A 14604-nucleotide genomic window follows, 5' to 3' on the forward strand; every position below is an offset into this window, starting at 1 on the left:
AAGTGGCTTTATCTAAAAGCCACTTTAAATTTCTCTTTTAGAACTCATCCCAAAATACTTTTTTGGGCAAAATGATCTCACTTTTTGAGCCATTTACGCTGTGATAGACGACTTTATTGTATTTTGTAGCAAGGTGTTTTATTAGTAGCCTTTGAAGCACAGGTTCGCTACTTGGTACAAACCAGCCGTTGTTTGTGATAGCTACAACCACGTCAAATTCGCCCTTATAAAGCTCCTCTCTTGTCGCTTCATAGCAGATGGCGTTTCTGATTTTAACTCCATCTATCTCATAGTCACTAAAATTTTCAGCCTTTTTAAAGTCGCTAGCTCCGCCAAAAAATAGCTTATTTACTGCATCTTGCATAAATTTTGGCAAAGGAATTTCTTCGCCAAATGGTACTAAAAATTTCTTATCCATTCGTCTAAGATTGCCATCTTGAAATAAAAAGGCAGAGTTATAAATTTGCTTATTTTCATAAGCAAGCGCGCCAGCTACGATGGTTATCTTTTTTGAAAGCTCCTTTAGCTCATCGGCAAGTAGCGGCTCATTTGTCATAAATAATGGAAACGCACTCTCTGGAAGCACGATGAGACGTTTTTGCTTGGCGATAGCGCTATTTATCGTGTCTAAATTTTCATTTGTAAATTTCATGCGTAAGCTTTTATCCCAGCGCACCCTTTGAGCGACATCGGTGTTTATTAGCTCCACGTCAAATGGCAAAGTCTTTGCCTCACCACTTTTAAACTGCAAGGCAGCGATGAGGCAGATAAAAGCTAGGATAAATTTTAAAATTTTACCTTTTAAACTCAAAGAAATGGCTGCTAAAAATATAAATATAAGCCCCCTAGTGCTTGGCTCAAAAGCTCCTAAAACAAGTGTCGCTTTAAGATTAAACCAGTTAAAGCCAAATGGATGAACGTAGCTTACTAAAAATAGTAAAACAGCTCTTAGCACGACAAAACTAGGAAAAGAGGCTATCCAAAACATAAATCCGTAAACAATGGCTACAAAGAGAATGACAAATGGTATAAGCCAGATCAGATCGTAGTAGATAAAACTAAAGCTGATCCAATAAAACCACAAAATTCCTGTGAAAAATCCGGCTGCGAAAAAGCCAGCTCTGCTTAAATTTATGATGATGTAAATTCCAGTCAAAGTTAGAAACGGTGAGATGAAATTTAAGAGCAAATTCTCGAAGAGGCTTAAAAAAATAAAGTTGGAGAGCAAAAAAGCACCGACAAAGGCTTTTATTATAATTTTAGTGCTAAAATGCCCATTTAAAAATCTTACAAATAAGGAAATCCATGCAAAACGCTGATTTTTTAACATCATTACTACCTCTTGTTGTGCTTTTCGCCATATTTTACTTTTTGGTTATTAGACCTCAACAAAAACAACAAAAAGCCCATGCAGCAATGCTCGCAGCTCTTGATAAAGGTGATAAGATAATAACTAATGGCGGACTTATCTGCGAAGTGATTAAAGCCGAAAATGATTTTATCAAAGTTAAACTTAACGATGATGTAATCGTTCGCATAGCACGCGAGTTTGTAGCTAAAAAGATCGAAGATAAATAATGCGTAACGCAAGAGTCACATATAGGCTAATTATCTTAATATTAGCCTTGATTTTTGGTTTTGGCTTTTCGGTGCCATCTTTTTTTCAAACTCAAAATGGGGCTAAAATTTCACTTGGCCTTGATCTTCAAGGCGGCCTTCATATGCTACTTGGTGTTGAAACGAGCGAAGCTATTCACTCAAAAATAAAATCAATAGCCGGAAGTATAAATTATTATGCTAAAAAAGAAGATGTGCTCATTGATAAATTTAAGATAAAAGAAGATAGCGTTGATTTTGCACTACTTGATAGTGACGAGGCTCCAAAGGTTGATAAGGCGCTTGCTGAGATAAAAGGGCTTGATATCAAAAAAGATGGTCTAAACTATCATATCACTCTAACAGAGCAAGAGAGGCTTGATACGATCGAATATGCGATCTCACAAGCTGTTGAGACTATTAGAAACAGACTTGATCAGTTTGGTTTAGCTGAGCCAACAGTCGCTAGACAAGGCAAAGATAATATCCTAGTCGAGCTTCCTGGCATAAAAACCGAAGAGGATGAGCAAAGAGCGAGAGATCTTATCGCAAAGGCTGCTCACTTGCAGCTTATGACAGTTGATGATAAAAGACAAGATCAGGCTAATACCATGAGCGAGGCCGAGGCTGAAAGCTATGGTGACGTGATCTTTAAAGATGCTAAAAATGACCGCGTAAAATATGTCGTTAAAAATATTCCAGTGCTTGATGGCTCGATGCTAACTGATGCAAAGGTTGCATTTTCTCAACAAAATAACTTGCCTATTATAAATTTCACTCTTAACTCAGAAGGCGCTAGAATTTTTGGTGATTTTACTGGCGCAAATGTTGGCAAAAGGCTTGCTATTGTGCTTGATGGCAAGGTTTATTCAGCTCCAGTTATAAATGAAAGAATAGGGGGTGGTAGTGGCCAGATAAGTGGTGGCTTTACTCTTGATGAGGCTCACGACGTAGCGATCGCGCTTAGAAGTGGCGCACTTTTAGCACCTGTTAAGATGCTAGAAAAAAGAAGTGTCGGTCCATCTTTAGGTCAAGAGAGTATCAATCAAAGCATGGTAGCGCTTGCTGCTGGATCTATTTTAGTAGTGCTATTTATGCTAGTTTATTATGGAATTTCTGGAATTTTTGCAAATATCGCACTAGTTGCAGACGTCGTTATATTAGTCGCTGTCATGGCGCTTTTTGGAGCGACACTTACCTTACCTGGTATGGCTGGTATCGTGCTAACGATTGGTATGGCTGTTGATGCAAATGTCATCATAAATGAACGTATACGTGAGCTTTTGCGTGAGGGTGTGGCGATAAGAACAGCTGTGCAAAAGGGTTATGAGCACGCCATGAGCGCGATTATTGACTCAAATTTAACTACTATCATCACAGTTGCGGTGCTTTACGCTTATGGTACTGGTCCAGTTAAAGGCTTTGCAGTAACAATGGCAATAGGTATCATGGCTTCGATGCTAACAGCTATACTTGGCACTCATGGTATGTTTGATGCCGCTATGGATAAGATAGAAAAAAGTGGAAATACCAGACTTTGGTTTGGTTATAAAAGGAGCTAATGATGCAAATTTTTACTAAAGCAAAAGTTTATGATTTTATGCGTTTTAGATTTGCTTCACTAGCATTTTCTATATTTTTATTTATTGGCTCTATCGTTTTACTTGCTACAAAGGGGCTAAACTACGGCATCGATTTCTCTGGCGGTACGCTTATTCAGCTAAAATACGACACCAAAGCGCCACTTGATAAAATTCGCGACGCTTTTGGCACAAATGAAGTGCTTAAAAACGCCTCTGTTACTGAGTTTGGAAGCGAAGATGAGGCTATTATTAGATTTTCAGGATCAAGTTCAAATTTAACTGGTGACATCGGCACTGAGATAAAGCAAATTTTAAAAGATACTGGAAATTTTGAAGTAAGACGTGTTGATATCGTTGGTCCAAAAGTTGGTGACGAGCTTAGAGAAAAAGGTCTAATGGCTCTTGGAATTTCACTAATTGGCATATTGATATATATCACATTTAGATTTGAATGGCGATTTGCGCTTGCTGCGATCGCAACTGAAATTCACGATATAGTTATAACTGTTGGTGCTATTTCACTATTTAATATTGATGTAAATTTGGACACGCTAGCGGCTGTATTAACGGTGCTTGGCTACTCTCTAAATGATACGATTATTATCTTTGATAGGATAAGAGAAGGCATTAAAGAGAGTAAGAGAACTGACATCGAGGGCGTTATCAACGAGTCGGTCTCAGCCACGCTTTCAAGAACTATCTTAACTTCAGCAACTACGATGATGACAGTTCTTGTGTTATTTTTATTTGGTGGAGATATGATACATGGATTTTCATTTATTCTTATCGTTGGTATTGTCATAGGAACGATCAGCTCGATCTACATCTCTTCGCCGTTTCTTATCTGGTTTAAATTTAGCATCGAGCATTTTAGAAGCAGAGAGACTGAAAAACAAAAGATAAAAAAAGAGCGCGAGAAAGAGCGTGCTATGTTTGAGAAAGGCGTTGTGTAAGGAGGGATAATGAACTGGGGAAAAGTTATCTACATATTTTTTGCGCTGATGAGTCTTACGACTACGGCAGAATTTTTATATGATAAAAATGAGATTGCGCTCTTTGTGGCGGCTAGTATAAATTTGGTTTCAACGCTACTTAAGATCGGTGTTAAAAATTTACTCTCAGCTGAGCTTTTTGCAAGCTCGCTGGTTGCTGATTTGCACCTTATACCAGCTTTTGTTATTTTGCAAGTCTCTGAAAATATAACACTTAGCTATTCACTAGCTATTGGCGCAGTCATTGCAAATATATTTTCACTAGCCTTGGTTTTAATAGAATCAAGTAAAGCTCAAGAAGAATTTTAGGAGAAAAAATGGCTGAAAAGAGAAAATATGAGCCTTTGAAGATAGAAAAAAAATGGCAAGAAATTTGGGATAAAAATGAAGATTTTGAACCAAAAGACGATTTAAGCTTGCCAAAAAAATATATCCTAAGTATGTTTCCTTATCCAAGCGGACGCATACATATGGGGCATGTAAGAAACTACTCTATCGGTGATGCACTTGCTAGATCATATAGAAAAAGCGGATATAACGTGCTTCATCCTATTGGCTTTGATAGCTTTGGCATGCCAGCTGAAAACGCAGCCATAAAACATAAAATTCACCCTAAAATTTGGACTTATGAAAACATCGACTATATGAAAAAAGAGCTTGCAAGTCTTGGCTTTTCATTTTCTAAAAAGAGAATTTTAGCCACATCTGATCCACTTTACACTAAGTGGGAGCAAAGCTTTTTTATAAAGATGTTTGAAAAAGGGCTTGTTTATAGAAAAAACGCAATTATAAATTGGTGTGAATACGATCAAACTGTGCTTGCAAATGAGCAGGTGGAGGATGGCAAATGCTGGAGATGTGGTAATGAAGTGGTGCAAAAAGAGTTTCCGGGATATTACTTCAACATCACAAAATATGCTAGCGAGCTACTTGATGATCTAAAGCTTCTTGAAGGCAAATGGCCAAATCAAGTAATTACAATGCAAGAAAACTGGATCGGCAGAAGCTACGGCTTGGAGTTTAAATTTTATCTTGATGAAGCTTCAAAAGAGGCTTTAGGTGGTAAATTTGATGGCTTTGAGGTTTTTACTACAAGGGCCGATACAATTTACGGCGTTAGCTACACAGCTCTTGCACCTGAGCATCCTATTGTAAAAGCGTTGCTTGAGAGTGATAAAATTGATGAAAGCAAAAAGGCAAAAATAAAAGCAATCCTAAATCAAAGTCCAAGAGAGCGTCAAGCTAGCGAAAAAGACGGAGAATTTTTAGGAATTTATGTCGTTCATCCACTTACCAATGAAAAAATCCCAGTTTGGGTTGCAAATTTTATCTTAGCTGACTACGGCAGTGGCGCTATTATGGCTGTCCCTGCACATGATCAAAGAGACTTCGAGTTTGCAAGTAAATTTAATCTTCCTATAAAGCCAGTCGTAAAGCCGCTTGAGGGCGAGAGCGACGGTTCTAAAGCATACTCTGAGTATGGAATTTCTATAAATTCTGAGCTTATAAATGGACTTGCTTCAGAAGAAGCTAAAAATTTCATAATAGAAAAATTTGAAAAAGATGGTTTAGGCAAAAGGATCACAAACTACAAACTAAGAGACTGGGGAATTTCTCGTCAAAGATATTGGGGTGCACCAATACCAGTAGTTCACTGCAAATGCTGCGGCGTAGTGCCTGAAAAAGAGGAAAATTTACCTATCGCGCTACCTGAAGATGTCGAGATCACAGGCGAGGGCAATCCTTTAGATAAACATCCAACTTGGAAATTTACAAAGTGTCCAAAATGCGGACAAGATGCGATCAGAGAGACTGATACGATGGATACGTTTGTGGAGAGTAGCTGGTATTTTGCTAGATTTGCAAGCGATGAGAAGACTTGGGAACAAAAAGCGCTTGATGAAAAGAGCGTGAATTACTGGATGAATGTAGATCAGTATATCGGTGGCATCGAGCATGCGATCTTGCACCTTTTATACGCTAGATTTTTCCAAAAGGTCTTAAGAGATCTAGGCTATCTAAGAGATGACGAGCCATTTGAAAATTTACTAACTCAAGGCATGGTCTTAAAAGATGGCAAAAAGATGAGCAAAAGTAAGGGCAACGTCGTAGATCCTGACGATATTATTAATAAATATGGCGCCGATACGGCAAGGCTATTTATCCTTTTTGCAGCACCTCCTCAAAAAGAGCTTGAGTGGAATGACAGCGCAGTTGAGGGCGCATTTAGGTTTTTGAATAGACTTTGGGAAAAAGCTCAGACTATCAAAAAGATAGATAAACTACCTGAGATAGATCATGAAAGTCTAAACAAAGATGAGAAATTTGCAAGGCTAAAAATTTATGAAGCGCTTAAAAAATCAACCGAGGTTTTTGGCGACACATTTGCTTTTAACACACTAATCGCTGCTTGCATGGAGGCACTAAACGCCATAAATGCACAAGATAACGACGATGTAAATGCTGAAGGCTTTTTTATCATCTTAAATTTACTAGAACCTATCGTACCGCACATCGCAAATGAGCTTAGTGAAGAGCTTTTTGGTAGGAAAAATTTCACAAAGATAGCCGTAAAAGAAGAGGTTTTTGTAAAAGATAGCATCGCTCTTGCAGTTACAGTAAATGGCAAAAAAAGGGCTGAGTTTGAAGTGGCAGCAAGCGAGAGTGAGAGTGAAATTTTAAAGCTAGCTAAGCAAAATGTGGCTAAATGGCTTGAGGGAAAAGAAATTTTAAAAGAGATTTATATAAAAGGCAAATTAGTAAATTTTGTCATTAAAGGATAAATTTTGAGATATTTTTTAGCGTTTTTTATTGCGTTTTTTATCTGCGGGTGTGGGTATAAACCAGTTTCAAAGATCACACATGATCTAGTGGGCTATAAAATTTACGTTGATGTGATTATTAGTAAAGAAGAGCCAAAAAATAGTGTTTGGATAAAGGATGCTGTAAAAGAGGGCATGGTCGCAAGGCTAAATAAAGATTTATCAAGTAAAGAGAGTGCTGATACTTCGATAATTATTTCGGTAAAAGATTTAAATTACGAAGCAATTATTTATGATGAATTTGGCTACATTACGTCATACAAAGCACATCTTAGCTTAAATTATAAGACTAAATTTAAAGATGGCAGCGTAGTTGATATTCCAGCCACTGGCGAGTATGACTTTAGTGTCGCAAGACGTCAAAAAGATGTAAGATTTGCTGACAGCATTCTTAGTGATACTCAAAAATACGAAGCTATCAAAGAGGCATCAAAAGAGGCCTTTGATGAGTATATCGCAAGTTTAGCGGTAAAAGGATATAGAAATGGCAGCAGTAACCGTTAGTCAAATAGTCAAGGAAGCCTTAAATGAGATCAAAGATCGCCATTTGATGCTAACGCCAGAGAATTACACTGAAGTATATAATGAAATTTCTAAAAAATACGGCTTTACAACAGAAGAGAGTAAAAAGATAGAAAAATATATCTCAAGGCTTGGTGATGAATATAAAAATCAAGCCTTGAGCCTTCATATAAAGACGGTCGATGAGTTTGTTGCTTTTATGACTGCTAGGCTCTCTAGAGGTGCTCAACAAGGGGCGGGTCTTGTGGCCGATGATAAAAAACTACAATCACTAAACGCATTTGCTAGAAGAATTCTCCAAGCTATCTCAATGCTTCACAATAAAGATGCAAAAAGCTTAGCAGAGCAAAGTATGCAACTGCTCGCTAGAAGATATGATGAGAAAAATCTTGAAGAAATGTGCCTTAGATGGTTTGACTTTGTTAGCTCTTATGACACTGAATTTTTAGAATTTTTGAAATATTATGGTGTTAGAAATTTTGATGATTTAAAGACAATGAGTTCTGAACTTGAAAAATTTCTTACACAAAAAGATGAAGATGGTGAAGAGGATGTTTTGATTCAGCTTTTAAGCCTTACTCTTGAGCCTTCTATTACAAAGGATCTTGATGAAGAGCTTAGCACGATAAGAAGTACTTTGAAGCAAAATCCTAAAACCTTAAATAGCAAAGAATTTCAAGAAAAGGTAAAGGCATTTGTTGATCGCAGAATAGAAGAAGATAGAACAGAAATCATAGAAAAAGTTGGTTCGCTAAATAATGTCTTGCAAAATATAAGCGAGAGAATTTCTGATATTGCAGTTAGCTCGCAAAGTAGTTCTGATAAAGTAAAAAGCATTAAAAATGATCTTAAAAATGTAAATTTAAATACAAATAGCATTGATCAAGTAAGAAGCATGCTTATTGAGATCGCTGGTGCTTTGGAGATCGAGAGCAAAGAGCTTGGTATCGAGATGCACAATAGGCAAGCTACTATTTTAGAGCTTCAAAACAGAGTGAATAGTCTTGAAAAAGAGCTTGAGGAAGCTAAGCTGGAGAGCAAAGAAGACTTTTTGACAAAGGTATCTACTAAGCGTGCTTTGATGAACGAGATTCAACGCATCGAAGAAGCGTATAAACGCTATGGGACCGATTATTCTATATGCTTTGTTGATATTGATTATTTCAAAAGCATAAACGATACTTATGGGCATGAGGCTGGAGATGTTATTCTTTCAGCGGTAGCTCAAGTGCTTAAGAAAAATGCCAGAAAGGTTGATTTTGTCGGTAGGTATGGCGGTGAAGAATTTGTAATCTTACTTCCAAGTACTGGCTTAAAAGATAGTGTTAAATTTGGGGATAAGCTAAGAAGTATGATAGAAAATTTCAAATTTATCTATAAAAACGAGCGTATTAAGGTTACTATCAGCTCTGGTATAGCGACAAGAAGTGCAAATTTAAGTGAGACGATGACACTTGAGGCTGCTGATAAGATGCTTTATCTCTCAAAAGAAAATGGTAGAAATCAAGTAATGCCAAAGATAATCGAGGAAAAATGAGCCTAGCTAAATTTCTTGATGGCAAGCCGCTTTATTACAAAGAGATTGATTATGGTAGGATTATTAGAGCGTATGCGACTATAAAAGAACATATAAAGCCATTTAAGATTATTCACATAATAGGCACAAATGGCAAAGGCAGCACCGGCCGCTTTTTAGCGCAAATTTTAAGCCAAAATGGCGCAAAAGTAGGGCATTACACGAGCCCTCATATATTTAAATTTAACGAGCGATTTTGGTTAAATGGCGAAGTCGCTAGTGATGAAATTTTAGAAGCAGCTCACGAGCGCCTGCAAGGACTTCTAAGCGATGAATACAAGATAAAAACAAGTTATTTTGAGTATATGACATTGCTTTCAGCTGTACTTTTTGAGGGTTGCGACTACTTTGTCTGCGAGGCTGGTATGGGTGGTGTGCTTGATGCGACAAATGTTTTTGAAAAAGAGTTAAGCATTTTTACGCCTATTGGGCTTGATCACACGGCAGTTCTTGGAAATAGCCTAGAAGAAATCTCACGTACGAAATTTGAAGCTATGGGTAAAAGAGCTATTTTAAATGATGAGATGAACGAGATAAGCGTTGCTATCGCAAAAGAGATCGCAAGTGAAAAAGGCTCCACTTTAAGCTTCCCAAGAGAAATTTTAACCAAAGAAAATTTAAACGAGATCGCAAATTATGCAGATAAATTTAATCTGCCAGAGTTTTTACGATCAAATTTAACTCTAGCCTACGCTGCGGCTAAAATTTTAGATAGCAGCATAGACATAAAAAAGCTTGGTGCTCTTACGCTTCGAGGTAGATGCGAAAAGATCGCTTCAAATTTATACGTTGATGTCGGTCACAACGAGCTTGGCGCAAAGGCTGTGGCTAAGAAATTTAGCCAGGAAGAGTCTAGCGACAAGAAGCTTACCTTGGTCTATAATTCGTTCTTAGATAAAGATTTTAAAGCTGTTTTAACAGCACTTAGGCCGGTCATTAATGACGTACTGCTATACCACTATCACTGCGAGGGTAGGGAGCTTGGCGGAGAGCTTATAAATAAAGCGTTAAACGAGCTTGAAATTTCACATAGAGAGTTTGAGCCAAGCGATATGAACGATATAAAAGAGGCAAAAAACAGCAAAATTTATCTAGCCTTTGGCTCATTTCATCTAGTTGATGCATTTTTAAAAGAGTACTATGCAAGCAAGGGTCTATGAGTATCTTTTAACGCACGCCCCACAAATTCTTATCTGTGAAGATGATAAAGAGGCGGCACTTTGCGCTGATGCGGCTAGTTTTGCTGGCTTTAACGCATTTAAACTACCTGATTTCAGAGCTAAAAAGGGTGATGATCTAAGAAGCTTTAACGAAGAGCTCTTTGAAATTTCATCCGTTCTTAGCAAATACTATAAATTTGATGGCAAAAAGATCATCGTAAGCCCATTTAGCACGCTTTTAAACCCACTTCCAACGCAAAAAAATTTAGAGAGCTCAACGATCAAGCTAAAAGATAATCTAAATTTAAGCGAATTTGCCGACTTGCTCATACGATTTGGCTATGAGTGCGTCGATATCGTTGAGAGCGTTGGCGAGTTTAGCATTCGTGGCGAAGTGATCGACATTTACGGCGTAAATATGGACGATCCAGTTAGAATTTTACTCTTTGGCGATGAGGTGGAGAGCATTAGAAACTACAACACCGCCACACAAATTAGCAACAAAGCTGAGTTAAGCGAAGCCGAGATCGTACCATTTATCGCAAATTTGAGCAAAGATGAGTTTGAAAAAGTTAGCCAAAAGATCGAGGATATGCAAAGCGATACCTTGGTGAGCGATCTAAATTCGCTTGGATTTTGGGCGATAGATAGCTTTAGTGACTATTTAAAAGAATTTGACTCAAAACTTGTTAAAAAAATCGATTTTGAAATTTATGATGTGCCCAAGGAGAAATTTAAGGGCATTGAAATTTTGCCTGAGCCAAAGGTTTATAAAGATCTAGAGGTTACTTTAAATTTTGACTTTTTTGAGCTAAATAAGAGCAAAAGCATAACCGTTCTTTCAAGAAATGAAGGGCTTTTTAAAGGCTATGAGCTTGATGGCTTTGCAAATGTAAAGCTTGAAATTTCGCCACTTGTGGTAAATATAACCTCAAGCGACAAGATCGTAGTCTCACTAAATAAATTTGAGAAAAAAAGGAGAGTTAAACGCTCAAGTCTCGTGGTGGATGAGCTAAAAGTAAATGACTATGTCGTGCATGAAGATTATGGTATAGGCAGGTTTTTGGGGCTTAAAAAGATTAAAGTTTTGGGTGCGACGAAAGAATTTGTGGTCATTGCTTATCAAAATGATGACAAGCTTCTTTTACCGGTTGAACATCTAAATTTGATAGACCGCTACATCGCTCAAAATGGCTCTATGGCGGTGCTTGATCGCTTAGGCAAGGCAAATTTTGCAAAGATAAAAGAGAAGGTTAGAGAAAAACTCTTCGCGATCGCCTCAAAGATCGTGGCGATGGCGGCAAAAAGAGAGCTAATCGCAGGCAAAATTTTACAAAAAGAGGATATCTCTTATCTAAATTTCGTCCAAGATGCTGGCTTTTCATACACGAGCGATCAGCAAAAAGCAGTAAATGATATAAAAGATGAGCTAAAAAGCGGCAAGGTGATGGATAGGCTACTTAGTGGCGACGTGGGTTTTGGCAAGACCGAAGTTGCGATGAATGCTATATTTACCTGCATAAAATCAGGCTTTAGCGCGTTTTTCTTCGTGCCAACGACGCTTCTTAGCTCGCAGCACTACAAGACGCTAAGCCAGAGATTTAGTAAATTTGACATAAAGGTCTTTAGACTGGATCGCTTCTCAAGTGCCAAAGAGAAGGCAAGCCTGCAAAAAGCGCTAAAAGAAAATGAGCCCATAGTTTGCGTGGGAACGCATGCGCTTCTTGGCGTAAAGGCTGAAAATTTAGGTCTGATCGTTGTTGATGAAGAGCATAAATTTGGCGTTAAACAAAAAGAGCAGCTAAAAGAAATTTCTCAGCACTCACACATCTTAAGTATGAGCGCCACTCCTATACCAAGAAGCCTAAATATGGCGCTTAGCAAGATAAAAACATATAGCATTTTAGCCACTCCGCCAAGCTCAAGGCTGGATGTTAGAACAAGTGTGAGAGAGTGGGACGAAAAGGTTGTCAAAGAGGCGATCATGCGTGAGCTAAGACGCGGTGGGCAGACCTTTTACGTCCACAACCACATCGCAGATATCGAGCAAACAGCAAATGATCTAAGAAAAATTTTGCCAAAGCTTAGGATTTTGATACTTCACTCAAAGGTAAATGCAAAAATAGCTGAAGATGAGATGATGAAATTTGAGCGAGGCGAGTATGACTTGCTGCTTTGCACCAGCATCGTTGAAAGCGGCATCCACTTGCCAAATGCAAACACCATAATCGTAGAAAATGCTAATAAATTTGGCATGGCTGACCTGCATCAGCTGCGTGGACGAGTTGGCAGAAGCGACAAGCAGGCTTATTGCTACTTTTTGGTTGAGGATAAAGATGCCATTAGTAAAGACGCGCTAAAACGTCTTGTGGCACTTGAAGGCAACTCATTTTTGGGCGCTGGCTCGGTGTTAGCATATCATGACCTTGAGATAAGAGGTGGTGGCAACATCATCGGTGAGGCACAAAGCGGCCACATCGAGGCTATCGGCTACTCGCTATATCTAAAAATGCTAGAAGATGAGATAAACAAGCTTCTTAATCAAGACTCCGCAAAGCTAGACAAGATCGATCTAAAGCTTAGTGTGAGCGCCTTTTTAAATCAAGAATTTATAAGAGAAGATAGGCTAAGGCTTGAAATTTATAGGCGCCTTAGCAAGTGTAAAGAGGTAGCCGAGGTCTATGAGATACAAAGCGAGCTTGAGGATAGATTTGGCAAGATAGATACATTTACAAAGCAGTTTTTAGACCTTATCATCATCAAAATTTTAGCTCTAAAAGCTGGCATAAAGACTATCTCAAATAGCGAGCAAAACATACTAATAACAAAAAATGATGACGAGAAGATCAGGCTAAAGTCACGTAGCAAGGACGACGACGATGTTTTGGCTGAAATTTTGGTCTATCTAAGAAAGGATAAGAAATGATAGATTGGGGCGTGAAGTACGCAGCGATTTATAAGAGCACAAAAGGGATGTTAAAGCCGGTTGAGGATATCGATTTTGTCGATATCGACTCACTTTATGGACTAGAGAAACAAAAAGAAATTTTGCTAAAAAATACTAGAAATTTTATAGCTGGCGACGAGGCAAATCATGTGCTTCTTTGGGGTGAGAGAGGATGTGGCAAGTCAAGCCTTGTAAGGGCTGTTTTTACTAAATTTTATAAAGAGGGACTTCGCATCATCGAGATCGGCTGCGAGGATCTAAAATACCTTGGCGACATCATCGATGAGATCAGAAAGAGCGAGTTTAAATTTATCATTTTCTGCGATGATCTAAGCTTTGAAAATGGCAGCAATGAGTATAAATTTCTAAAGCCTATCATGGATGGCTCTATCCAAAAGCCGCCAAAAAACGTCCTTTTATATGCCACATCAAACCGCAGACATCTAATAAGCGAGTTTAAAAGCGAAAATGAAAACTCAGAGCTAATAGACGGAGAAATCCACTACAGCGACGCAGTTCAGGAGAAAATTTCGCTCTCAGATCGCTTTGGCCTTTGGATCAGCTTTTATCAAGGCAACTACGACGAGTATCTAAAAATGGTTGATTTTTACTTTAAGGATTACATAGGCGACAAAGATGAGCTTTACGCACTTGCTAAAAATTTCGCCACGCTAAGAGCTAGCAGAAGTGGTAGGACAGCAAAGCAGTTTTATCTTACTTTTAAAGAAAATTTAAAATGACTTCAACCGATCTATTTTTAACCTTGTTTAATCACAAAAACAAAAATTTAGACGAGTTAAAATGGCCAGATGAGGGTACTTTTGGGGTCATTTTAGGTGCTATTTTAGTGCAAAATACCAACTGGAAAAACGTAGAAAAAGCGCTAGATAATCTAAAAAAAGCAAACAAAGATAGCCTACAAGGCATTTGCGAGCTTGAAAACAGCGAGCTTGCTACGCTCATAAAGCCAAGTGGCTTTTATAACACAAAGGCTAAACGGCTAAAGACGCTTTGCCAAGCCATAAGAAACGAGTTTGACGACTTTGAAAATTTCAAAGAAAATGTAAGTCGTGAGTGGCTCATAAGCGTAAAAGGTGTTGGAGCCGAGACTTGTGATGCAATACTTGCTTATGCTTGCGGTAAGCCATATATGGTTGTTGATGCTTATGCGCTTAGGATAATGGCATATTTTGACTATATTTTTGAGAGCTACGATGAGGCGGCTGAGTGGTTTAGCTCGCTTGATTATGATGAAATTTATAAAATTCTTGATAGCGAGAAATTTGATGAGATTGAAATTTTAAAACTCTATCACGCTCTTATTTTGGAGTTTTGCAAGGAAAATTTCAAAGGTAAAATCTTAAGCCAAAATGGTCAAAAAATATTAAGCAGCATTAAAAATTAAA

12 protein-coding genes are annotated in these 14604 nt (G+C 38.0%); 11 read left to right on the plus strand and 1 reads right to left on the minus strand.

Translation table 11 applies throughout. From position 1 onward, the window contains the following. Positions 1–37 precede the first annotated feature (37 nt). On the minus strand, positions 38–1330 hold the full coding sequence (locus G5B98_RS03450; protein ID WP_196087180.1) for an apolipoprotein N-acyltransferase: 1293 nt from the start codon (positions 1328–1330) through the stop codon (positions 38–40). Here G5B98_RS03450 and yajC point away from each other — a divergent pair. Genes yajC through G5B98_RS03505 form a run of 11 tightly spaced genes read left to right on the plus strand, consistent with a single transcriptional unit; the run spans position 1306 to position 14603 of the window. Next, entirely contained in the window at positions 1306–1578 is a 273-nt protein-coding gene (yajC, locus tag G5B98_RS03455; protein ID WP_021090619.1) for a preprotein translocase subunit YajC, read from the plus strand. The genes G5B98_RS03450 and yajC overlap by 25 nt on opposite strands. After that, the gene (gene secD / locus G5B98_RS03460; RefSeq protein WP_196087181.1) at positions 1578–3158 is read left to right on the plus strand and encodes a protein translocase subunit SecD; all 1581 of its coding nucleotides are present in this window, start codon (positions 1578–1580) and stop codon (positions 3156–3158) included. The genes yajC and secD overlap by 1 nt, the downstream gene beginning before the upstream one ends. A gap of 2 nt (positions 3159–3160) precedes the next feature. Continuing rightward, positions 3161–4132 (plus strand): protein translocase subunit SecF, encoded by a 972-nt coding sequence (secF, locus tag G5B98_RS03465; RefSeq protein WP_196087182.1) that lies wholly within the window; start codon positions 3161–3163, stop codon positions 4130–4132. Positions 4133–4141: 9 nt separating this feature from the next. Then, entirely contained in the window at positions 4142–4480 is a 339-nt protein-coding gene (locus G5B98_RS03470) for a DUF6394 family protein (RefSeq protein ID WP_021090699.1), read from the plus strand. 8 nt (positions 4481–4488) lie between these two features. After that, positions 4489–6954 (plus strand): leucine--tRNA ligase, encoded by a 2466-nt coding sequence (leuS, locus tag G5B98_RS03475; RefSeq protein ID WP_196087183.1) that lies wholly within the window; start codon positions 4489–4491, stop codon positions 6952–6954. Positions 6955–6957: 3 nt separating this feature from the next. Continuing rightward, positions 6958–7497, plus strand: a complete 540-nt coding sequence (lptE, locus tag G5B98_RS03480; protein WP_196087184.1) for an LPS assembly lipoprotein LptE — start codon at positions 6958–6960, stop codon at positions 7495–7497. Then, positions 7478–9052, plus strand: coding sequence for a GGDEF domain-containing protein (locus tag G5B98_RS03485; RefSeq protein ID WP_196087185.1), 1575 nt, complete (start codon positions 7478–7480; stop codon positions 9050–9052). The genes lptE and G5B98_RS03485 overlap by 20 nt, the downstream gene beginning before the upstream one ends. Continuing rightward, positions 9049–10251, plus strand: coding sequence for a Mur ligase family protein (locus G5B98_RS03490; protein WP_196087186.1), 1203 nt, complete (start codon positions 9049–9051; stop codon positions 10249–10251). Before G5B98_RS03485 ends, G5B98_RS03490 begins: the two co-directional genes overlap by 4 nt. Continuing rightward, positions 10232–13177, plus strand: a complete 2946-nt coding sequence (gene mfd / locus G5B98_RS03495; protein WP_196087187.1) for a transcription-repair coupling factor — start codon at positions 10232–10234, stop codon at positions 13175–13177. Before G5B98_RS03490 ends, mfd begins: the two co-directional genes overlap by 20 nt. Next, entirely contained in the window at positions 13174–13938 is a 765-nt protein-coding gene (locus tag G5B98_RS03500; RefSeq protein WP_196087188.1) for an ATP-binding protein, read from the plus strand. The genes mfd and G5B98_RS03500 overlap by 4 nt, the downstream gene beginning before the upstream one ends. After that, on the plus strand, positions 13935–14603 hold the full coding sequence (locus tag G5B98_RS03505) for an endonuclease III domain-containing protein (RefSeq protein WP_107698498.1): 669 nt from the start codon (positions 13935–13937) through the stop codon (positions 14601–14603). The genes G5B98_RS03500 and G5B98_RS03505 overlap by 4 nt, the downstream gene beginning before the upstream one ends. Position 14604 lies beyond the last annotated feature (1 nt).

Source organism: Campylobacter concisus (assembly GCF_015679985.1).
Lineage (GTDB): Bacteria > Campylobacterota > Campylobacteria > Campylobacterales > Campylobacteraceae > Campylobacter_A > Campylobacter_A concisus_AC.